The 22,217-nt window shown below is 68.0% G+C and carries 17 protein-coding genes; 10 read left to right on the forward strand and 7 right to left on the reverse strand.

Going from position 1 to position 22,217, the window contains the following annotated elements:
- Positions 1-196: 196 nt before the first annotated feature.
- A complete protein-coding gene (locus K8P10_RS07950; protein WP_224778418.1) occupies positions 197-2,566 on the reverse strand; it encodes a molybdopterin guanine dinucleotide-containing S/N-oxide reductase in 2,370 nt (789 codons plus the stop codon).
- A gap of 81 nt (positions 2,567-2,647) precedes the next feature.
- Between K8P10_RS07950 and uvrA the strand changes: the two genes are divergently transcribed.
- From uvrA to K8P10_RS08000, 10 genes are all read left to right on the forward strand, one after another.
- On the forward strand, positions 2,648-5,578 hold the full coding sequence (gene uvrA, locus K8P10_RS07955; RefSeq protein ID WP_224778419.1) for an excinuclease ABC subunit UvrA: 2,931 nt from the start codon (positions 2,648-2,650) through the stop codon (positions 5,576-5,578).
- Positions 5,579-5,585: 7 nt separating this feature from the next.
- Complete coding sequence (uvrC, locus tag K8P10_RS07960; protein WP_370632002.1) at positions 5,586-7,514, forward strand: excinuclease ABC subunit UvrC; 1,929 nt, start codon at positions 5,586-5,588, stop codon at positions 7,512-7,514.
- Complete coding sequence (gene rapZ, locus K8P10_RS07965) at positions 7,511-8,386, forward strand: RNase adapter RapZ (RefSeq protein ID WP_224778421.1); 876 nt, start codon at positions 7,511-7,513, stop codon at positions 8,384-8,386. The genes uvrC and rapZ overlap by 4 nt, the downstream gene beginning before the upstream one ends.
- Positions 8,387-8,438: 52 nt before the next feature.
- Positions 8,439-9,419 carry a DNA-binding protein WhiA gene (whiA, locus tag K8P10_RS07970; RefSeq protein ID WP_224778422.1) on the forward strand — a complete coding sequence of 327 codons (981 nt, stop codon included), beginning with the start codon at positions 8,439-8,441 and terminating at the stop codon, positions 9,417-9,419.
- 101 nt (positions 9,420-9,520) lie between these two features.
- Entirely contained in the window at positions 9,521-10,150 is a 630-nt protein-coding gene (locus K8P10_RS07975) for a superoxide dismutase (protein WP_224778423.1), read from the forward strand.
- 131 nt (positions 10,151-10,281) lie between these two features.
- Positions 10,282-11,292 (forward strand): type I glyceraldehyde-3-phosphate dehydrogenase, encoded by a 1,011-nt coding sequence (gene gap, locus K8P10_RS07980; protein WP_224778424.1) that lies wholly within the window; start codon positions 10,282-10,284, stop codon positions 11,290-11,292.
- Positions 11,293-11,308: 16 nt separating this feature from the next.
- Positions 11,309-12,511, forward strand: a complete 1,203-nt coding sequence (pgk, locus tag K8P10_RS07985; RefSeq protein ID WP_224778425.1) for a phosphoglycerate kinase — start codon at positions 11,309-11,311, stop codon at positions 12,509-12,511.
- Complete coding sequence (gene tpiA / locus K8P10_RS07990) at positions 12,508-13,290, forward strand: triose-phosphate isomerase (RefSeq protein ID WP_224778426.1); 783 nt, start codon at positions 12,508-12,510, stop codon at positions 13,288-13,290. Before pgk ends, tpiA begins: the two co-directional genes overlap by 4 nt.
- A 44-nt stretch (positions 13,291-13,334) precedes the next feature.
- A complete protein-coding gene (secG, locus tag K8P10_RS07995; RefSeq protein ID WP_208238715.1) occupies positions 13,335-13,583 on the forward strand; it encodes a preprotein translocase subunit SecG in 249 nt (82 codons plus the stop codon).
- 96 nt (positions 13,584-13,679) lie between these two features.
- Positions 13,680-14,042: an RNA polymerase-binding protein RbpA gene (locus tag K8P10_RS08000; protein ID WP_224778427.1), complete on the forward strand. Its 363-nt coding sequence runs from the start codon at positions 13,680-13,682 to the stop codon at positions 14,040-14,042.
- A gap of 43 nt (positions 14,043-14,085) precedes the next feature.
- Here the strand turns inward: K8P10_RS08000 and pgl are convergent, their stop codons facing one another.
- From pgl to tkt, 6 genes are read right to left on the reverse strand one after another with little or no spacing between them, the layout of a single operon-like run.
- A complete protein-coding gene (gene pgl / locus K8P10_RS08005; RefSeq protein WP_224778428.1) occupies positions 14,086-14,790 on the reverse strand; it encodes a 6-phosphogluconolactonase in 705 nt (234 codons plus the stop codon).
- Entirely contained in the window at positions 14,790-15,779 is a 990-nt protein-coding gene (locus K8P10_RS08010) for a glucose-6-phosphate dehydrogenase assembly protein OpcA (RefSeq protein WP_224778429.1), read from the reverse strand. Before K8P10_RS08010 ends, pgl begins: the two co-directional genes overlap by 1 nt.
- On the reverse strand, positions 15,776-17,293 hold the full coding sequence (zwf, locus tag K8P10_RS08015; RefSeq protein WP_224778430.1) for a glucose-6-phosphate dehydrogenase: 1,518 nt from the start codon (positions 17,291-17,293) through the stop codon (positions 15,776-15,778). The genes K8P10_RS08010 and zwf overlap by 4 nt, the downstream gene beginning before the upstream one ends.
- Positions 17,290-18,909: a glucose-6-phosphate isomerase gene (locus tag K8P10_RS08020; protein WP_224778431.1), complete on the reverse strand. Its 1,620-nt coding sequence runs from the start codon at positions 18,907-18,909 to the stop codon at positions 17,290-17,292. The genes zwf and K8P10_RS08020 overlap by 4 nt, the downstream gene beginning before the upstream one ends.
- Positions 18,906-20,012, reverse strand: coding sequence for a transaldolase (gene tal, locus K8P10_RS08025; protein ID WP_224778432.1), 1,107 nt, complete (start codon positions 20,010-20,012; stop codon positions 18,906-18,908). Before tal ends, K8P10_RS08020 begins: the two co-directional genes overlap by 4 nt.
- A gap of 60 nt (positions 20,013-20,072) precedes the next feature.
- Positions 20,073-22,175, reverse strand: coding sequence for a transketolase (gene tkt / locus K8P10_RS08030; RefSeq protein WP_224778433.1), 2,103 nt, complete (start codon positions 22,173-22,175; stop codon positions 20,073-20,075).
- Positions 22,176-22,217: the final 42 nt, after the last annotated feature.

Below are 22,217 nucleotides of genomic sequence, written 5' to 3' on the forward strand. Positions count from 1 at the left end.
GCGTGCTCGCGTGCTCGCGTGCGTTCACGTTCCGCTCGGTTTCCACGCTCGGCTCGATCGACACGCCGAACAGGACCGAGCGGAGCCTCAATATCGAGCGGAACGTGAATGGCCGCGGACTGAGCAGGGCAGCACGTGAATGGCCGCGGACGGAGCGGAACGTGAACGACCGCGGGCTGCACCCCGGTCGCTCGGGTCATGAAGAGCGAGGGGTCTGTGGAGCCGACCCTGAGACACCTCGTGGCACCTCGGCGGTCACCGTGACCGGCGCGGCGGTGCCCGTGAAGCGCTCCACCTCGACGAGGGCGGTTTGAGCAGACGATCCCTGTCCGAGTTTCGATGTGCCCTGATCGCGGGTGAGCACGTTCGGGTTGCCGTGGACCTCGAGCGGGTTCGCGCCACGGCCGAGCGCCCCGGCACCGCCCGCAGCGGCTTCGTACCAGGCACCCGTCGACAGTTGGATCACTCCGGGGCGTACGGCATCGCTCACCACGGCCCCGGCGAGGCAGATTCCACGATCGTTGCGGAGCAGAACGGTGTCGCCGTCCGTGATTCCGCGCTCGGCGGCGTCCTGGGGGTTGAGTCGGCACGGCTCCCGACCGGCTACCTTCGCCGACTGAGCGGGAGCTGCCATGTCGAGCTGGCTGTGCAATCGGTGGGCTGGCTGGTTGGAGATGAGATGCAACGGGTACCTCGCTGTTGCTGGAGAGCCGAGCCACTCAGCGGGCTCCAGCCAGGTCGGGTGTCCGGGGCAGTCGTCGTAGCCGAATCCGGAGACGACGTCTGAGAAGAGTTCGATGCGCCCGGACGGCGTGTGGAGAGGATGGGCTTCGGGATCCTCACGGAACTCCTGGAACAGCACGAAACTGTTCCGTTCGATCTCTACCGCGCCGCGCGCCCAGAAGTCCTCGAACGACGGCAGGTCGACGCCCTGCGCCGCCGCGTCGCCACGGGTGGTCTCGTAGAGACGACTGATCCAGCCCATCTCGTCCAGGTCTTCGGTGAATGCGCGGCGAACGCCGAGCCGTTCGGCGAGGGCGGCGAAGATCTCGAAGTCGTTGCGGGCCTCGTGCTGCGGTTCGACCGCCCTGCGCATCGCGACGATCGCGGAGTCCTGTGCGGCCGCACCGATGTCGTTGCGTTCCAGGGTCGTGGTCGCCGGGAGGACGATGTCGGCGTGCCGCGCGGTCGCCGTCCACCAGGGCTCGTGGACGACGACGGTCTCGGGTCTCCGCCATCCGCTGATCAACCGGTTCAGGTCCTGGTGATGGTGGAAGGGGTTGCCGCCGGCCCAGTACACGAGCCTGATGTCGGGGTACTCCCTCCGCTGGCCGTTGAAGTCGTACGACCCGCCAGGATTGAGGAGCATGTCCGCCATGCGCGCAGCCGGAATCGCGGTGCGCGTAGCATTCACGCCCGCCGGTAGCACGGGAGCGGGGAAGGGGTATCGCGGCTGCCCGGTCGTTCCGGTCGATCCGTAGGCGAACCCGAAGCCGCCTCCCGGAACCCCGATCTGACCGAGCGCCGCGGCCAGCGCGATCGCCGCCCAGTAGGTCTGCTCGCCGTGGTCGCCGCGCTGCAGCGACCAGCTCACCGAGATCATGGTGCGCTGGGAGACCATACGCCGCGCGAGATCACGGATCACGTCAGCGTCGAGACCCACGATCTCTTCGGCCCACGTCGCGCTCTTCGGAGTTCCGTCGCCCTCGCCGAGCAAGTACGACGCGAATCGTTTCCACCCGACGCAGTACCTGTCGAGGAACGCGGCATCGTGCAGCCCCTCGTCGAGCAGCGTGTGGGTGAGCGCCAGCATCATCGCGGTGTCGGTTCCTGGCCTGGGCGCGAGCCACTCGGCGCGAGCCTCGGGCGGAGCGTCGTCGCGCAACGGCGACACCGATACGAAGCGGGTACCGTTCTCAGCGATCCGCGACACCCACTGGCGTGCCGTGTGCTGCGTGATACCGCCTGACTCGAGCTGCGTGTTCTTCAGCGGCAGTCCGCCGAACAGCACCCACAGGTCGGTCTCGCGCTCGAGCACATCCCAGCTCGTGGTCCTTCCTGACGCCAGAGCGGCGGAGCCGACGATGTGGGGCAGGATCGCGGCCGCGGCGCCGAAGCTGTAGTTGCCGATCTGATCGGTGTGCCCGCCGATCGTGTTCAGGAACCGATGCAGCTGCGTCCGCGCGTGATGGAATCGGCCGGCACTCGACCACCCGTAGGAACCACCGAAGATCGACGCGTTCCCGTGCAGCCGGCGGACGCGTTCCAGTTCTCCCGACACGAGGTCGAGAGCCTCGTCCCACGAGACCTCGACGAATGCGTCGTGCCCCCGAAGTTCGGTGCGCGGATCCTCACCCGTGCGCTGAGCGCGCAGCCAGCTCTCGCGGACGGCTGGGCGCCGCACCCGCACCCGCGAGTGGAAAGCATCGGGGATCCCGTGCACCAGCGGTGACGGATCGGGATCGGGGGAGTGCGGCTCGATCCCGACGAGCGTCCCCTGATCCACCAGGGCCTGAAAGCGCCCCCAGTGCGAGCTGTGCGGGACGCTGCTCGGGGAGGCGTTCATCCCCTCAGGCTAGCTGAACGCCACCTTCGATTCTTCGGACATATATTCGACTTCCCATCTCGGCTCGCGTAGAATGCACTGGTGACTTCGCAGACTCCCGCACCCGTCCGCTCGTCCGCCGCACACGCTCACATCAGCGTGCAGGGCGCCCGCGTCCACAACCTCCGAAACCTCGATCTCGACATTCCTCGCGACTCGATGGTCGTATTCACCGGTCTGTCGGGGAGCGGGAAGTCGAGCCTCGCGTTCGACACGATCTTCGCCGAGGGGCAGCGCCGATACGTCGAGAGCTTGAGCGCGTACGCGCGCCAGTTCCTCGGCCAGGTGGATCGCCCCGATGTGGACTTCATCGAGGGGCTCAGTCCGGCCGTCTCGATCGATCAGAAGTCGACGAACCGCAACCCGCGATCCACCGTCGGCACGATCACGGAGATCTACGATTACATGCGTCTGCTCTGGGCGCGCATCGGGGTGCCGCACTGCGCCGTCTGCGGTGAGCGGATCGCGTCCCAGACGGTGCAGCAGATCGCCGATCAGCTCATCGAGCTGCCCGAACGCACGCGTTTCCAGGTACTCGCACCGGTCGTGTCGAAGAAGAAGGGGGAGTTCGTCGACCTCTTCCAGGATCTCGCGGCGAGCGGATACTCGCGCGCGATGGTCGACGGAGAGATGGTGCAGCTGTCGGATCCGCCGAAGCTGAAAAAGCAGGTCAAGCACGACATCTCGGTCGTCGTCGACCGTCTCGTGGCCGACCCCGACGGGCTCGGCCGACTGACCGACTCACTCGAAACGGCACTGAAACTGGCGAACGGGGTCGTGCTCATCGACTTCGTCGATCGCGACGCAGACGCAGACGATCGTCAGCAGCAGTTCTCGGAGCACCTGTCGTGCCCGAACCAGCACCCGGTGCAGCTGACGGAGATCGAACCGCGCACCTTCTCGTTCAACGCGCCATTCGGGGCGTGCGCGACCTGCTCCGGGCTCGGCACCAGCATGCAGGTCGACGAGGATCTGGTGCTCGGCGATCCTGAACTCTCGCTCACCGAGGGCGTCATCGTGCCCTGGACGAGCCAGGGGAAGAGCCTGTACCAGTACTACGAGCGGCTGCTCACCGGTCTCGCGAAGGACCTCGACTTCTCCCTCGACACCGCATGGGGCGACCTCCCCGAGAGCGTCCGCGAGGCCGTGCTCTACGGGAACGACTTCTCCGTGAACGTCCGCTGGAAGAATCGCTTCGGGCGCGAAGTGAAGTACACGTCTGGCTTCGAGGGGGTCATCCCGTTCATCGAGCGGCAGTACGCCGAGGCCGAATCGGACAACAAGCGCGATCGCTGGTCGGAGTTCCTGCGCGAAGTACCGTGCCACGCCTGTCAGGGCCAAAGGCTCAAGCCCGAGGTGCTGGCGGTGACGGTGGACGGCGAGTCGATCGCCGGTGTCACCGAGTACAGCCTCACCGACGCGCAGGCGTTCTTCGACCGCGTTGAACTCTCCGAGCGGGAGGCACGGATCGCGGCCCAGGTCCTACGTGAGATCCGCCTCCGCTTCGACTTTTTGATCGAGGTGGGGCTCGGGTACCTCACGCTGGCCCGAGCGGCCGGAACGCTTTCGGGCGGGGAGGCTCAGCGGATCCGACTCGCCACCCAGATCGGCTCCGGCCTGACCGGCGTGCTGTACGTGCTCGACGAGCCGAGCATCGGCCTCCACCAGCGCGACAACCGGCGCCTCATCGAGACGCTGCTGAAGCTGCGGGACCTCGGTAACACGCTCATCGTCGTCGAGCACGACGAGGAGACGATTGAGTCCGCCGACTGGGTCGTCGATATCGGGCCTGGCGCGGGTGTCGAGGGCGGGACGGTCGTGCACTCGGGCGACTACACGAGCCTGCTCGAGAACCGCGAGTCGATGACGGCGGACTACCTCGCCGGCCGGCGCGAGATCGAGACGCCGAAGCGTCGACGAAAGCGCGAGAAGGGGCGTGAGCTCAAGGTCGTCGGAGCGCGCTCGAACAACCTGAAGAACGTCGACGCGACGTTCCCGCTGGGCGTCATGACGGCGGTCACGGGAGTGAGCGGGTCGGGCAAGTCCACGCTCGTCAACGACATCCTGTACCGAGTGCTGGCGAACCGCTTGAACGGTGCCCGCATGGTCCCCGGCAAACACACCAGGGTCACTGGTCTCGAACACCTCGACAAGGTCGTGCACGTCGACCAGGCGCCGATCGGCCGCACTCCGCGCTCGAACCCGGCGACCTACACCGGCGTCTTCGACAAGATCCGTACCCTGTTCGCCGAGACGCAGGAGGCGAAGACTCGGGGTTACCTGCCCGGCCGATTCAGCTTCAACGTCAAGGGCGGTCGGTGCGAGGCGTGCGCCGGCGACGGCACCCTGAAGATCGAGATGAACTTCCTTCCAGACGTGTATGTCGCCTGCGAGGTCTGCGGCGGAAAGCGCTACAACCGCGAGACGCTCCAGGTGCGCTACAAGGGGAAGAACATCTCGGAGGTGCTCGAGATGCCGATCGCGGAGGCGGAGCAGTTCTTCGAGCCGATCTCGAGCATCCACCGCTACATGAAGACCCTCGTCGACGTCGGGCTCGGGTACGTCCGTCTCGGTCAGAGCGCCACGACGCTGTCAGGGGGCGAGGCTCAGCGAGTGAAGCTCGCGACGGAGCTGCAGCGCCGTTCCAACGGCCGAAGCATCTACGTGCTCGACGAGCCGACGACCGGCCTGCACTTCGAGGACGTGCGCAAGCTCCTCCTGGTCCTCAACGGTCTAGTGGAGAAGGGCAATACGGTCATCACGATCGAGCACAACCTCGATGTGATCCGGAGCGCCGACTGGGTCATCGACCTCGGACCAGAGGGCGGTTCGGGGGGCGGCACGATCCTTGCGACGGGCACGCCCGAGCAGGTCTCGAAGCTGCCGGAGAGCCACACGGGCCGCTTCCTCGCGGAGGTGCTGAATGGTCACGCCGCGAAGTCACGAGCGGCTGCCGAGCTGAAGTCAGCATGACGTCATGATGGCGGCGAACGACCACCGCGCATCGTTCCGCCCGGCGGCGGGGGAGATCCCGACGAGTCCCGGCGTCTACCGGTTCTCCGACCGGCACGGGCGCGTGCTCTACATCGGCAAGGCGAAGAACCTCCGCGCGCGGCTCTCGAACTACTTCCAGCCGATGCACGCGCTGATGCCGCGCACGCAGCGGATGCTCACCCTCGCCGCGCGCGTCGATTGGACGGTCGTCGCGACCGACACCGAGTCGCTCGTGCTCGAGCACACCTGGATCACGGAGTACAAGCCGCCGTTCAACGTGCAGTTCAAGGACGACAAGTCCTACCCGTACCTCGCCGTCACGCTGAAGGACGAGGCGCCCCGCTTGCTCATCACCCGCAACGAGAAGATCAGGGGGGCCAGGTACTTCGGGCCGTACCCGAAGGTCTGGGCGCTCCGGGAGACCACGGCTCTGCTGCAGCAGGCGTTCCCGATTCGGACGTGCAAGGAGAGCGACTACCGCCGTGCCATGGACACGGGACGCCCGTGCCTGGCAGGGCAGATCGGCCGGTGCCACGGCCCATGCTCCCAGCTCGTCACGATCGAGGAGCACCGCGCCCGCGTGAGCGAGCTGGTGTCGTTCCTTGCTGGAAACGACACCTCCCATCTGCGTCGACTGCAGCGGGAGATGCGCGACGCGGCGGCGGAGCAGCGCTACGAGGACGCCGCCCGCCTCCGCGATCAGGTGCAGGCCGTCGAGCACGTCATGGAGAAGAACGCGATCGTGCTCGGCCACGACGTGTCGCTCGACGTGTTCGGCCTCCGCGCCGACGAGCTCTCGGCGGCCGCGCACCAGTTCATCATCCGCGGTGGGAGGATCAGGGGCGAGCGCAGTTGGATCGTCGACGTCGAGCTCGACGATTCGCCGAGCACGCTCCTCGAGCAGGTGCTGCAATCGGCGTACGAGGAGACCGATCCTCCGCCCCAGATCCTCGTGCCGCAGATCCCGGAGAACAGCGGTCCGCTCGAGGAGGCGCTCAGCACGAAACGCCCGCGACGCGGCCGCGTCCACTTGCGGGTTCCCGAGCGCGGGGACAAGGCGCAGCTCATGGATCGCGCCACGAGGAACGCGGGGGAGCACCTCCTCCGGCACAAGCTCAAGCGCGCAGCTGATCTGACCGCCCGCACCGACGCTCTCGCCGAACTGCAGGACGCGCTCGGGATGACCGAGGCACCACTGCGGATCGAGTGCATCGACGTGTCCCATCTCCAGGGCACGGGCGTCGTCGCCTCGCTCGTGGTGTTCGAGGACGGACTCCCCGCCAAGGGTGCCTACCGGAAATACCGCGTCGAACACACCCGCGACGACACCGAGTCCATCCACCAGGTCGTCAGCCGACGCGCGGCCCAGCTCAACCAGATCGCGGCTTCCGGGGAGCAACCCTCTGGCGTCTACCGAGATCGACCGCAGCTGCTCATCGTGGACGGCGGTGCGCCTCAGGTGCAGGCCGCCGCGCGCGCGCTCGCCGAGGCGGGGATCGACGACATCGCGCTCTGCGGGGTCGCGAAGCGACTCGAAGAGATCTGGCTGCCAGACGATCCCTTTCCGGTGATCCTGCCCCGCACGAGCGAAGCACTCTTCCTGGTCCAGCGGATCCGTGACGAGGCGCACCGGTTCGCGATCACCTTCCAACGCCAGCGCAGGAGCACGTCCATCTCGACGCAGCTGAGCGACGTGCCCGGGCTTGGCCCGAAGCGCGTGCAGGCGCTTCTCAAGCATTTCGGTTCCGTGAAGCGTCTCAAAGCCGCTTCGGTGCCTGAACTGGCCGCGGTCGCCGGCCTCGGCCCGCGCCTCGCCGAGCAGGTGCACGGGTTCCTGCGTGGAGCAGAGGAGCCGAGTCAGGGTAAACTGGTCTCCGAGCCGGAAACGACGCAGGATGGAGGGCCGAGCGAGTGAGCGAACGCGCGCCTGAGCAGGAGATCCTCATCGTGACGGGCATGTCGGGTGCCGGTCGGAGCACGGTGGCCAATGTCCTCGAGGACCTCGGCTGGTATGTGGTCGACAATCTGCCGCTGCCGATGGTCAAGACGCTCGCCGATATGGCGGACCGATCCGGCGGAGCCCTTCCTCGCATCGCCGCCGTCGTCGATGTGCGCGGCCGCGACCTGTTCGCCGACATTCAGGAGACGGTGCGCGATCTCAGGCAGCATGCCACGGTCCGCGTCGTCTTCCTCGATGCCACCGATGACATCCTGGTGCGACGCTACGAGTCCGTGCGTCGGCCCCATCCGCTCCAGGGGGAGGAGTCGCTCCTCGACGGCATCCGTCTCGAGCGCGAGCGGCTGCAGGAGCTCCGTGCGTCCAGCGACGTGGTCATCGACACCTCGCGCTACAACGTGCACGACCTCTCGACCGCTACACGGGATCTCTTCAGCGACGAGGACACCCCGGGGCTGCAGCTCTCGGTCATGAGCTTCGGCTTCAAGTACGGCGCACCGACCGACGTCGACCTCATGGCCGACATCCGCTTCCTGCCGAACCCGTTCTGGGAGCCCGAACTCCGACCGCTCACCGGCGTCGACGCCGAAGTGAAGGACTACGTACTCAGTCGCGAAGGCGCCGCCGAGTTCCTCGACCACTATGTGGCAGCACTCACTCCGGTGCTCGCCGGTTTCCAGCGCGAGAACAAGCGTCTGGCCTCCCTCGCCGTGGGCTGTACGGGCGGCAAGCACCGTTCCGTCGCCATGGCACGCGAGCTGGCCGATCGGCTGGCCGGCCTTCCCGGAGTCAGCGTAAATCTGCGGCACCGCGACCTCGGTCGCGAATAGTTCCGCGCGCCGTCCCGTATTTCCTTCGTTTCCCTACGTGAGAGGATCATCTGTGCCTTCGACCCCCGACGTCAGAAGCGAGCTCGTTCGCGTCCCGGTGCAGCACACCGGCGAACGAGTCGCCGAAGTCGCCACCGTGCTGCGCTTCGCGGGCGGGCTGCACTCCATCTCGGGCCGCATCGCGCTCGAGGCCGAGCTGTTCACCCCGCAGATCGTGCAGCGTGTGCGGAAGGATCTCGCCGAGCTCTACGGCGTACGGTCGGAGCCCAAGCAGCTGTCTCCCTCGGCAACGCGGGCGGGTGCTCCGCAGTTCCTCGTCCGCGTGCTGGACGGGGAGACCCTCGCGCGTCAGCTCGGCCTGCTGGATCAGCGCCGCCGCCAGATCCGCGGACTCCCGAACCGGCTCACCACCGGTGCGCCGGCTGAACTCGCGGCCATCCTCCGCGGCGCCTTCCTCGCACGCGGAACGCTGACGCCCCCCGGGCGCTCGGCCAGCCTCGAGATCGTGTGCCCGACCAACGAGGCGGCGATGGCTCTCCAGGGTGCCGCTTCGCGCATCGGGGTGCAGGCGAAGAACCGGGAAATCCGCGGGCAGCACAAGCTCGTCATCCGCGACAGCGAGATGATCGGCGAAGCGCTCGGCGCCATGGGTGCCACCGAGAACCGCGCGACGTGGGATGAACTCCGGTTGGCGCGCGAGACTCGAGCGACCGCGAATCGCCTCGTGAACTTCGACGACGCGAACCTCCGGCGCTCGGCACAGGCATCGGTGGCCGCGTGCGCGCGCGTCGAGCGCGCGCTCGAGATCCTCGGCGACGGCGTACCCGAGCACCTCCGGTATGCCGGGGAACTCCGGCTGAAGTTCCGCGAAGCGAGCCTCGACGACCTCGGCGCGCGCGCCGACCCGCCGCTCACGAAGGATGCGATCGCCGGGCGCATACGCCGTCTGCTCGCGATGGCCGACAAGGAGGCGCAGGCGCGCTCCGTGCCCGGCACCGAAGCCAGCCTCCCTGAAGAACTCGACACGATGTAGCGCGGCTGGGCGGTCCCTCCGGATCGTCCGTCCCATTGCCCTCAAGCGGCTTTCGAGGCATAGACTTGGGGCACACACGGAATCCAGAACGAAGGAGATATATGTCCACGTACACACTTCCCGAGCTTCCGTACGACTACTCGGCGCTGGAGCCGCACATCAGCGGCAAGATCATGCAGCTGCACCACGACAAGCACCACCAGGCATATGTCACCGGCGCGAACACCGCTCTCGAGCAGCTCGAGGCCGCGCGCGACGCCGAGGATCTCGGTGCGGTGAACAAGCTGGAGAAGGATCTCGCGTTCAACCTCGGCGGTCACGTCAACCACACGATCTTCTGGAACAACCTCTCACCGGAGGGCGACGGACGTCCCGAGGGCGAGTTGGCCGCCGCGATCGACGAGTTCTTCGGCTCCTTCGAGAAGTTCCAGGCGCACTTCACCGCCGTCGCCACCGGCATCCAGGGCTCGGGCTGGTCCGTCCTCGCCTGGGACTCGATCGGCCAGCGCCCCGCGATCTTCCAGCTCTTCGACCAGCAGGCGAACGTGCCGCTCGGCCTCACGCCGCTGCTGATGCTCGATATGTGGGAGCACGCGTTCTACCTCGACTACCTCAACGTCAAGGCGGACTACGTCAAGGCGTTCTGGAACATCGCGAACTGGCAGGATGTCGCGCAGCGCTTCGAAACCGCGCGGACGCAGACCCCCGGTCTGATCCAGGCGAGCGCGTAGTCGAGAGCGGGCCGGTCGTGCGACCGGCCCGCTCATCGGTTTCCGGTGCCTCTCGGCATCGGTCGCCCGGTCACCGGGCACCCCGTACGACGACCGTCGCACGGTTCACCCTCCAGTTGAAAGGCACGTGAATGGGCACACGTATCGCAGTCAACGGCTTCGGCAGAATCGGCCGGAACTTCCTTCGAGCTGCACTCGAGCAGCGAGCTGACATCGAGTTGGTGGCGGTCAACGACCTCACCGACACGGCGACGCTCGCGCACCTCACCAAGTACGATTCGGTCGGCGGCGTCCTCGCGGTCGACGTGTCTCACGACGACGAGTCGATCACGGTGGACGGTCGCCGCATTCGAGTGTTCTCAGAGAAGGATCCCGCTCAGCTGCCGTGGGGTGACCTCGGCGTCGACATCGTCATCGAGTCGACGGGGCACTTCGCGAAGCACGACCAGGCAGCCGCTCACCTCAAGGCTGGCGCGAAGAAGGTCATCATCTCGGCACCATCGGTCGACTCGCCGACGTTCGTCATGGGCGTTAACGAGCAGAGCTACGACCCGAAGACCGACGACGTGATCTCCAACGCGTCCTGCACGACGAACTGCCTCGCCCCAGTCGCGGACGTCTTCAACCGCGCCTTCGGCATCGAGCGCGGTTTCATGATGACGGCTCACGCGTACACTGCGGACCAGCGGCTGCAGGACAGCCCGCATTCGGACCTCCGTCGCGCACGTGCGGCAGCGCTCAACATCGTCCCGACCTCGACGGGAGCGGCGAAGGCCATCGGCCGCGTCATCCCCGAGCTCGACGGCAAGCTCGACGGCAGCTCGTACCGAGTGCCGATCCCCACCGGCTCGATCGTCGACCTGACGATCGTCACCCGCGACGGTCTGACCGTCGACGAGGTGAACGCCGAGTTCGCGCGCGCCGCTGCCACCGACGAGCTCTCGCGGTACCTCCAGTACTCGGAGGACCCGCTGGTCTCGAGCGACATCGTGCACAACCCGCACTCGGCGATCTTCGATGCTGGCTTGACGAATGTGTCCGGCGGCCTCGTCAAGGTCTCGGCCTGGTACGACAACGAGTGGGGCTACTCCAACCGTCTCGTCGACCTCGCCCGCTACGTAGCCGAACGCGCCGCAGAGTAAGGAGCCTCTCACCGCCATGCGCACCATCGACAGCCTGGGTCCGCTGCGATCACGGACCGTGATCGTCCGCTGCGACCTCAATGTGCCGCTCTCCGACGGAGTGATCACCGATGACGGGCGGATCCGCGCGTCTCTCGGGACCATCTCGGAACTCAGGGAGGCCGGCGCGCGCGTCGTGCTGATCAGTCATCTGGGACGCCCGAAGGGCGAACCGGATGAACGCTACTCCTTGCGGCCGGTTGCGGTGCGCATGGCGGAACTGCTCGGCGCGCCAGTCGAGTTCGTGGGTGAGACCGTGGGTCCCGAGGCGGAGGCGGCTGTCGCCGCGCTCTCCGACGGCGATGTCGTCCTCCTCGAGAACCTCCGTTTCAACCCGGGGGAGACGAGCAAGGACGACGCCGAGCGGCGTGCCTTCGCCGAGCAGATCGCCGCGCTCGGCGACGCATTCGTCTCTGACGGTTTCGGCGTCGTGCACCGTCGCCAGGCGAGTGTGACCGATCTCGCAGAGCTGCTTCCCAGCGCCGCCGGTCGACTCGTCGCAGACGAGCTCGAGGTGCTCACGCGTCTCACCGATGCTCCCGAGCGTCCCTTCTCGGTGGTGCTGGGGGGTTCGAAGGTCTCCGACAAGCTCGGGGTCATCTCGCACCTCATCGAACGGGTCGACACGCTGCTGATCGGCGGGGGAATGCTGTTCACGTTCCTCGCTGCGCAGGGCCACGACGTCGCCGCCAGCCTTCTGGAGTCGGATCAGCTCGACACGGTACGTGATGCGCTGGCGCGCGCTGAAGAGCGCGGCGTGACCATCGTGTTGCCGACCGACGTCGTCGTCGCCGAGCGCTTCGCCGCCGACGCCGACCACGAGGTCGTCGCAGCCGACGCGATCGCCGCTTCGAGCTTCGGCGCGAACGGTATCGGCCTCGACATCGGGCCTGAGTCCGCCCGGCATTTCGCGGAGGTCATCAAGTCGTCAGCCACGATCTTCTGGAACGGCCCGATGGGCGTCTTCGAGATGGACGCCTTCGCAGCGGGGACGCGCACCGTTGCCGAGGCCCTCACCGAGACTCAGGGATTCACCGTCGTGGGAGGCGGCGATTCGGCAGCAGCGGTGCGGGCGCTCGGCTTCGCTGACGATCAGTTCGGTCATATCTCCACCGGTGGCGGTGCGAGTCTGGAATTTCTCGAGGGGAAGTCGCTTCCCGGTTTGGAGGTGCTGGCATGAGCCGCACACCGTTCATTGCGGGCAACTGGAAGATGAATCTCGACCATCTGCAGGCCATTGCGCTTGTGCAGAAGGTCGCCTGGGCGCTGAAGGATGCCCGGCACGACTCCTCGGAGGTCGAGGTCGCCGTCTTCCCGCCGTTCACCGATCTGCGTTCGGTGCAGACGCTGATTTCAGCGGACAAGATCGCTCTGGGTCTCGGCGCGCAGGACGTCTCCCCGCACGAGTCCGGTGCCTACACCGGTGATGTCTCCGCACAGTTCCTCGCGAAGCTCGATGTGCAGTACGTGATCGTCGGCCACTCCGAGCGTCGCGCTGGTCATCAGGAGACCGATGAGGTCGTCGCCGCGAAGGCTCTGGCCGCACATCGCGCCGGTATCGTCCCCGTCATCTGCGTCGGGGAAACGGCAGAAGACCTCGAGGAGCACGGTGCCGCCGCGATTCCCGCGGCGCAGTTGCGCGCCGCGATCGCCGAACTGCCGAAGGATGCCGAGTTCGTCGTCGCCTACGAGCCCGTCTGGGCGATCGGAACGGGCAACGCCGCTACGCCTGAGCAGGCGCAAGAGGTGTGCCGAGCACTGCGCGACGTTCTCCGAGAAGAGCGCGGAGACGAGACCGCCGAGGCGACCCGAGTGCTCTACGGCGGTTCGGTGAGCAGCCAGAACGTCGCCGCCTACCTCCGTCAGACCGACGTCGACGGCGCGCTGGTCGGCGGAGCCAGCATCAAGGCCGACGAGTTCTCACGGATCGTCCAGTTCAAGAAGCATGTCGCGGTATGATGGAGGTTGGTACCCACCCCGCCCCGCGTGAAAGGTAAGCAAGCTTGCTTGTTCTCAACATCGTGCTGATCAGCCTGCTCGTGATCACGAGCCTGCTGCTCATCCTCTTCATCCTCCTGCACAAGGGCAGGGGCGGTGGACTCTCCGATATGTTCGGCGGGGGCGTGACTTCGAGCCTCGGCTCCTCCGGCGTGGCTGAGCGCAACCTGAATCGCATCACCATCGTGGTGGCGCTGGTCTGGTTCCTCTCCATCGTCGCACTCGGCGTCATCGCACGCTTCTCCGTCGCGTGAGCGCCGGGCCCCGGCCCGACCCCCAACGCGCCGCGCGCAAACGCGGCACACCGCACGCTCCGGCGTGCAGCAGACCCCTAGATAGGAAGTGTTTTCGTGGCAGGCAGTAACGCCATTCGCGGCGCCCGCGTCGGTTCCGGCCCCATGGGCGAGATGGATCACGGCGCTCGCGCCGAGCGCATCGAGATCTCCTACTGGGACGAACTCGGCAACGAGACCGTCCGATACTTCTCGGCCGACGTGCCTGAGGAAGAGATCCCCGAGCAGATCGACTCACCGACGAGCGGACTCCCCGCGGGTCGTGATCGGAAGAACCCGCCGTCGCTCTCGAAGAACGAGCCCTACAAGACGCACCTCGCCTACGTGAAGGAGCGCCGAACGCCCGAGGAGGCCGAGGAACTGCTCGAGCAGGCACTCCAGAAGCTCCGCGAACGCAGGGGCACCGCCCGCAAGGGATAGTCGCTCTCGGGACGCGGCCGGCTCAGCGGTGCGCCGCGCCTCCTCAGGAGGCGAGCGCCGCCCGATCAGCCCAGACCACGGTCTCTTCGCGCCCCTCCACGAGCGCGGCAGGAAGCCCCCGCTCCGCAGCCAGTATGCCGCGGATTGCGGGGGCTTTCTCTGCGCCGGCGGCCAGCAGCCAGACGGCGTGCCCACGTCGCAGCGTCGACAGGGAGAGCGTGACCCGCTCCGGCGGCGGCTTCGGCGACTCGCGCACGGGAAGCGCAGCCGGACCGTCCTCACGGAGCAGGTCGTCACGGCCGGGGAAAAGCGATGCGACGTGGCCGTCCGGCCCGACACCGCAGAGGACGACATCGACCCGGTCGATCCCGTAGACCAGCTCGGCGTACGATCGCGCCGCATCATCGAGCGACAGGCCGGAGTCCGACGCTGGTACCCGATGAACCAGCGCGCCGTCGACACGCTGCCGCGAGAACAGGAGCTCATCGGCGAGACGATCGTTCCGCTCAGGATCGCCAGCGGGGACCCAGCGTTCATCTCCCCAGAGGAAGCGCACGCGATCCCACTCGATCAGAGCAGCGCGAGGATGACGGCCCAACGCACTCAGCGAGGCCTCTCCCATGCTGCCGCCGGTCAGCACGATGCAGGGGATCTCCCCGAGCTCCTGCCGCGCTGCAAGCACGTCGATGCAGGCGTCCGCGAGATCCTCGGCGAGACGAGCCCGGTCGTCAGCAGTGTGGATACGCATCAGCGCTCCTCCCCGAACTCCGAGTCGAGCAGCGGGAGTCCCTCGGTGATGACGCGGCCGTAGAGCGTGTCGGGACGCAGCAGCCTGAGGTCTTCGATAAGGCACTCCGAGACGCTGCGGCGGGGGAGCGGTACCTCGAGGCGAGGGTGCCCAGGCTGCGTGATCGCTGCGAACACTCCGCGGGTGCGCGCGATCGAAATGTCTCCGGCTGCCGTGTGGATCTCGACGGAGTGGATGCCCCACGCCCGGCGATCCTCATCGGGTCCCTGCTCGGGCATCTGCTGTTGATCGACCGGCACGCCGAGCTGCAGTCGGAGCCAAGCGGCGAGCAACAGAGTGGAGGAGGACCGAGGCGTCCCTCTGACGGTCGCACCGGTGATGCGAGAACGAGGATCGGATCCGCCGGGGACGTTGTCGAGCGCTGCTGCGAGCTGGGCGCGCCAGAGCGTGAGTCTCGACCATGCCAGGTCCGTGTCGCCCGGGCGGTACGAGGCCGAGGTCGCGCGCAGGCGAGCGGGGGCGTCACCGACGCCTCCGCTATCGACGATGCGCCGCTGCGCGAGGCGCCCAAGGGAGGTCTCGGAGGCCCGCGATGGGGCGTCGCCGGCCCACCAGACGACCACCGGTGCATCGGCGAGGAGCAAACCGCTCAGCAGCTGATCGGCGTTGCGACCCGCGGCACCGTGCGGATGGAGCACGATGACATCTCCGGCTCCCGCGTCGGCACCGACGCGGATCTGTCCGTCGAGTCGCGGCGCGACGTCCGCCGCTGCACCATGCTCCGTCGGCTCCGCGAGGGCGATGATCCGCATGGGGTGCTCGCGTGACGCCACGTTCGCCGCCGAGATCGCGTCCTCGATCTGGTCGGAGGGGGCGACGATGACCAGCGTCAGCACGCGGCCGAGGGTGGTCGCACCTCCCTCCCGGCGCAGCAGGACGAGACGCTTGCTGATGCCGCTCACGGTGGTGCCGGGCAGATCGACGATCACGGTTGCCTCCAGGTGCGTCCATCACGGCTCAGCATGCGCTCCGCGCTCGGCGGCCCCCACCGACCGGGAGGATACTGTTCCGGGGCGCCGGCATTCTGCCACGCCGCCACGATCGGGTCGAGGATGCGCCAAGAGAGTTCGACTTCTCGCTGGCCAGGGAAGAGCGGCGGGTCGCCGAGAAGGACGTCGAGGATCAAGCGCTCGTAAGCCTCGGGGCTCGCCTCGGTGAACGCGTGCGAGTAGCCGAAGTCCATCGTCACCTCACGAGTGTCCCGGCCAGGGCCCGGCACCTTCGAGTTGAAGCGGATGGTCACGCCCTCGTCCGGTTGCACGCGGATGACGAGCGCGTTCGCGCCGACGTCCTCGCGCTCGCCCAGTGGAGCGGCCGACCGTTTGAAGACGATGGCGATCTCGGTCACCCGGCGCGCCAGTCGCTTCCCGGTACGGAGGTAGAACGGCACACCGCGCCAGCGGTCGGTGTCGACTCCGAGGGTGATCGCGGCGAACGTCTCCGTCCGGGAGTCGGGCGCCATGCCCTCCTCGTCGAGGAAGCCGGTCACCTCGCGTCCACCCTGCCATCCACCCGCGTACTGCCCGCGTGCCGTCGTCTGCTCGAGGTCGTCGGGCACCCGCACCGCCGCGAGCACGTGCTCCTTGGCCGCTCGCAGATCATCGGCCTCCGCGGAGTCCGGTCGTTCCATGGCGGTGAGGGCGAGGAGCTGGAGGAGGTGGTTCTGGATGACGTCGCGTGCCGCGCCGATCCCGTCGTAGTACCCCGCCCGACCCGCAACGCCGATGTCCTCGGCCATGGTGATCTGCACGTGGTCGATGTACGACGCGTTCCAGATCGGTTCGTAGAGCACGTTCGCGAAGCGAAGGGCGAGGATGTTCTGGACGGTCTCCTTGCCGAGGTAGTGGTCGATGCGGAAGACGTGCTCCGGCGGGAACACGTCGTCGATTGCCTTGCCGAGCGCCTGAGCACTCTCGAGATCGTGCCCGAACGGCTTCTCGATCACCACGCGCCGCCACGACTCGTCGTCCGAAGTCGCGAGACCGGCGTCGCGCAGATGCGCGCTCACCGTCTGGAACGACCGGGGCGGAATCGACAGGTAGAACGCCGCATTGCCACCGGTGCCGCGATCGCGAGCCAGTTCCGCGAGCGTCCAGCTCAGGCGCTCATATGCGTCGGCGTCGTCGAACGCCCCGCTGACGAAGCGGATCCCGCTGCTGAACTGCTCCCAGACGTCAGCGTCGAACGGCGTCCGCGCGTGCGCGTCCACCGCCTCCCGCACCACGGAGACGAAGTCGGCATCGCTCCAGTCGCGGCGCCCGAAGCCGACGAGGGCGAAGCCAGGGGGCATGAGCCCCCTGTTGGCGAGATCGTAGATGGCGGGAAGCAGTTTCTTGCGCGCCAGGTCACCGGTCACACCGAACAGCACGAGCGCGCTCGGGCCGGCGACCCGGGCGAGCCGCCCGTCGTCGGACGACCGCAGCGGGTTGATGCCCTCGGTCATGCCTCGATCTCACCCGCGCGGAGAAGTTCGTCGACGAGCACCGCAGGATCGGCGGCACGCAGCGCGAACACCGGTCGGCCGGCGCCGGAGAGCACGTCACGATCGCCCTGGGCCTGAGCGGAGAGGAGTGCGGCGAAGCCTCCCTCCGATCCCGGGATCGCGAGGTCGGGTGTCGCATCGTCCAGGATCTGGAGGAACACGCCCCGTTTCGGCCCGCCCTTGTGGAACTGACCGGTGGAGTGCAGGTAACGGGGGCCGAACCCCAGCGCGACGGGGACCCCGAGAAGCGACGCGAGTCTGGCGCGCAGCTGCGCGAGCGGGGCTGCTGCGCGATCGTCACGGTCCAGATACGCCTGGATGACGAGGTAGTCATCGGCCCCGACCGTCTCCTGGAGGGAGGCGATGAGGCTCGCGGCGTTCGTCAGCACCGAGCCGGACGGTGCGGCGAGCAGGGATACCTGGGACTCGCTCGAGAGCGTCCCGATCGCCGGGGCACTGCCCGCCGATGTACCGAGGACCTCGCGCGCCGCGACCTTCGCGGACTCCACGTCGGGCTGGTCGAACGGATCGATGCCGAGTAGCCGCCCGAGCACGGCGGTCGCCGTCTCCCAGACGATGAGCTGCGCACCGAGGGGAGCCGTGACCACGATAGCCCGATCCGGAGCGGCCGATCCCGACCCCTCTGGACCCACGAGCGTCAGGGGAGCGGGACCGGCGTAGTCGTCACCGACCTCAGGATCGTCTGCACCCACCGCGATCGGCAGCAGTCCACGACCCTGCTTGCCGGTGGACTCCGCGATCAGCTGCTCGATCCAGTCGGCGAGACCCCAGGCAGTGCTGTGGCGCGTCTCGGCGACCGCGGTCGTGTACACCTCGGGCGCGCCCTGCGCGTACGCTGCGGCGAGCACGAGTGCCGGGTTCTCGATGTCGTCGGATGCGACGAGACCGACGACTGTCCTGGCTTCAGCGACAACCGCGGCGACGTCGGCACCGGCGAGTGCCGAGGGCACGAGTCCGAACGCGGTGAGCGCCGAATAGCGGCCCCCGACATTCGGGTCGGCGAGGAAGACCCGCTCGCCGCGTTCGCGCGCGTGCGCCTCGAGAGCGGAGTCGGGATCGGTGACGATGACGATGCGCTCGGCCGGGTCGATTCCCGCCGCCGTGAACGCCTCCTCGAAGAGGGCCAGCTGGCTTCGCGTCTCGATCGTAGAGCCAGACTTCGAGCTCACGACGACGGCGGCGCGCTGCAGGTCCGTTTCGACGGCCCGTCTCACCTGCGCGGGGTGGGTGGAGTCGAGCACGACGAGGTCGACCCCTGCCGCGCGGGTGATGACCTCGGGTGCGAGGCTCGAACCCCCCATACCGCAAAGCACGATCCGATCGACGCCGAGCTCTGCGAGGCCGCCCGCGTGCGCGAGCACTTCGGGAATCAGCGCGTCCGCACGATCGAAGACATCGGTCCAGCCGAGCCGAATCCGCGCTTCAGCCTCCGCCTCGCTGCCCCAGAGCGTCGGATCCTGCGCGAAGATCCGACTCGCGACACGATCCGCGACCAGCTGTTCGATGCTCTGCACGGCATCCGCGCTCAAGCGCGGCGTGCGCACCTCGACGGTCATCGCGCGGCCCTCAGGGCGTCGTCGACGGTGGCGAGGAGTTCGTCCCAGGAGGCGTCGAACTTCTGCAGACCCTCCTTCTCGAGCTTCGTCACGACCTCGACGTAGTCGATACCGATGCCGTCGATGGCGCTGAGCACGCGATCGGCTTCCCGGTACTCACCCCGGATCGTGTCGCCGGCGATCTCGGCGTGATCGAACGTCGCCTCGAGCGTCGCTTCCGGCATCGTGTTCACGACGCCGGGGGCCACGAGCTCGGTGACGTAGAGCGTGTCGGGCAGCGAGGGATCCTTGACCCCGGTCGAGGCCCAGAGCGGGCGCTGCGGGTTCGCCCCGGCATCGAGCAGCAGTTTCGCGCGCTCGGTGTCGAACGCCTGCTCGAAGACCTCGTAGGCGAGGCGCGCATTCGCGATCCCTGCCTGCCCGCGGAGTGCGAGCGCCTCATCCGTACCGAGCGCCGCCAGACGACCGTCGATCTCCGTGTCGACGCGCGAGACGAAGAACGAGGCGACGGAGTGGATCGTGCTGAGGTCGATCCCGGCCGCCCTCGCCTGCTCGAGACCGGTCAGGTAGGCATTGATCACCTGGCGGTAGCGCTCGAGACTGAAGATGAGGGTGACGTTCACGCTGATACCTGCCGCGATCGTCTCCGTGATCGCGGCGAGCCCCTCCTCGGTGGCGGGGATCTTGATCATCGCGTTCGGCCGGTCGACGCGCGCCCAGAGCCGGCGGGCCTCTGCCGCGGTGCCCGCGGCATCACGGGCAAGACCGGGCTCGACCTCGATGGACACGCGTCCGTCAAGCCCATCGGTGCTGGCGTACACATCGGCGAGCAGGTCGCAGGCCTGGGCGACATCGTTGGTGGTGAGTTCGATCACCGTCTCGGATGCGTCGAGGCCGCGCGAGGCGCAGTCCGCGATCCGCTCCTCATAGCCTTCACCGCGCCCGATGGCGCCGGCGAAGATCGTCGGGTTGGTGGTGACGCCGACGACGTCGCGCTCCGCGAGGAGCGTGCGAAGGTTGCCGGAGGAGATCCGGCTGGCGGAGAGATCGTCGAGCCAGATGCTGACTCCGGCGGCGCTGAGCGCTGCGGTCGGGGAGGTCATGTGCTCACCTTTCGATTGCGTGGAACTCGATTGCGTGAATCCGCTGGGCGGGGACCGTGGTCAGGCCCCGAGCGTCGCTCGGGCAGCCTCGATCACGGCATCGGTCGTGATGCCGAACTCGCGGAAGAGGGTCTCGTAGTCGGCGGAGGCGCCGAAGTGCTCGATCGAGACCGAGCGCCCGCGATCGCCGACGTACCTGGCCCAGCTCAGCGAGAGTCCCGCCTCGACGCTGACGCGAGCGGTCGTCGCAGCGGGGAGGACGCTCTCGCGGTACTCGGGGGACTGCTCCTCGAACCACTCGAGGCATGGAACCGAGACGACGCGCACGCCGATGCCCTCGCCGGCGAGGCGCTCCCTGGCCTCGACGGCGAGCTGCACCTCCGAGCCGGTCGCGAGGATGATCAGGTCGAGCGTGTCGGTCGGCGAGTCCGCGAGTACGTAGGCTCCGCGACGTACCCCCTCCGCCGACGCGAGGGCTTCACCGGCATCGGTCGCCTCGGGGCCGTCGACCCTGGCGAAGACCGGAACGTTCTGACGCGTGAGCGCGAGCCCGGCTGGCCCACCGCGACGGGTCAGGAGCTCGCTCCAGGCGACCGCGACCTCGGTGGCGTCGGCGGGGCGGACGACGGAGAGGTTCGGGATCGCGCGGAGCGACGCGAGCTGCTCGATCGGCTGGTGCGTCGGCCCGTCCTCGCCGAGCGCGACGGAGTCGTGCGTCCAGACGAAGATGCTCGGAATGTTCATGAGCGCCGCGAGTCGCACGGCCGGCCGCATGTAGTCGCTGAAGATCAGGAACGTGCCGCCATATGCGCGCGTCTTGCCGTGGAGCTGGATCCCGTTGAGGATCGCCCCCATGGCGTGCTCGCGGATGCCGAAGTGGAGCACCCGGCCGTAGGGGTCGCCCTGCCACGACGCGGTCGAGTGCTCGACCGGCACGAACGAGGGCACGTCGGGGATCGTCGTGTTGTTCGAGCCGGCGAGGTCGGCCGAGCCGCCCCACAGCTCGGGCATGACGGGGCCGAGCCCGGCCAGCACCTTGCCGCTCGCGGCGCGCGTGGCGACGCTCTTGCCCGGCTCGAACGTCGGCAGCGCCTCGGCGAAGCCCTCGGGGAGTTCACCCGCCTCGAGACGATCGAGCAGCGCCTTCCGCTCCGGCTCGCGACCCGCCCACGCCTCGAAGTCGGCCTGCCACGCGGCATGCGCCTCACGGCCGCGGTCGACGGCCTCGCGAGCGTGCGCGAGCACCTCGTCCTCAACTGCGAAGTGCTGCTCGGGATCGAAGCCGAGGCGCTCCTTGAGAGCCGCGAGCTCATCCGCACCGAGCTTGGCGCCGTGGATGCCGCCGGTGTTCTGCTTCCCGGGGCTCGGCCAGCCGATGATCGTCTTCAGCACGATGAGCGAGGGCTTCGCGGTCTCCTCCTGCGCCGACTGGATCGCGGCGTAGAGCTCCGCGAGATCCTCGACGTACTCGCCGGTCCGCTTCCAATCGACGGTGATGACCTGCCAGCCGTACGCCTCATAGCGAGCAGCGACGTCCTCGGTGAAGGAGATGTCGGTGTCGTCCTCGATCGAGATCTGGTTCGCGTCGTAGATCGCGATGAGGTTGCCGAGCTCCTGGTGCCCGGCGAGCGAGGAGGCCTCGCTCGTCACGCCCTCCTGGAGGTCGCCGTCGCTCGCGATGACGTAGATGCGGTGGTCGAAGGGGCTCGTGCCCGGCGCCGCCTCGGGGTCGAACAGACCCCGCTCGTAGCGGGCCGCGTAGGCGAAGCCGACGGCTGAGGCGAGGCCCTGACCGAGGGGGCCCGTCGTGATCTCGACACCGGGGGTGTGACCGTACTCGGGGTGGCCCGGGGTCTTCGACCCCCAGGTGCGGAGCGCTTCCAGATCGGCGAGCTCCAGGCCGTAGCCGCCGAGGTACAGCTGTACGTACTGCGTGAGCGAGGAGTGCCCCGCTGAGAGGATGAACCGGTCACGGCCGATCCACGCGTGGTCAGAGGGGTCGTGGCGCATCACCTTCTGGTGCAGGAGATACGACACGGGAGCCAGGCTGATCGCGGTACCGGGGTGGCCGTTCCCGACCTTCTCCACCGCGTCCGCCGCGAGTACTCGCGCCGTATCCACGGCCCGGTCGTCCAGCTCATTCCACTGCAGGTCGCTTGCCAATAGCCCAGCCTCTCTCACTCGGTGCGCACCGCCGCGGTGCAC

Source organism: Leucobacter sp. Psy1, from assembly GCF_020096995.1.
In the GTDB taxonomy this organism is placed as follows: Bacteria; Actinomycetota; Actinomycetes; order Actinomycetales; family Microbacteriaceae; genus Leucobacter.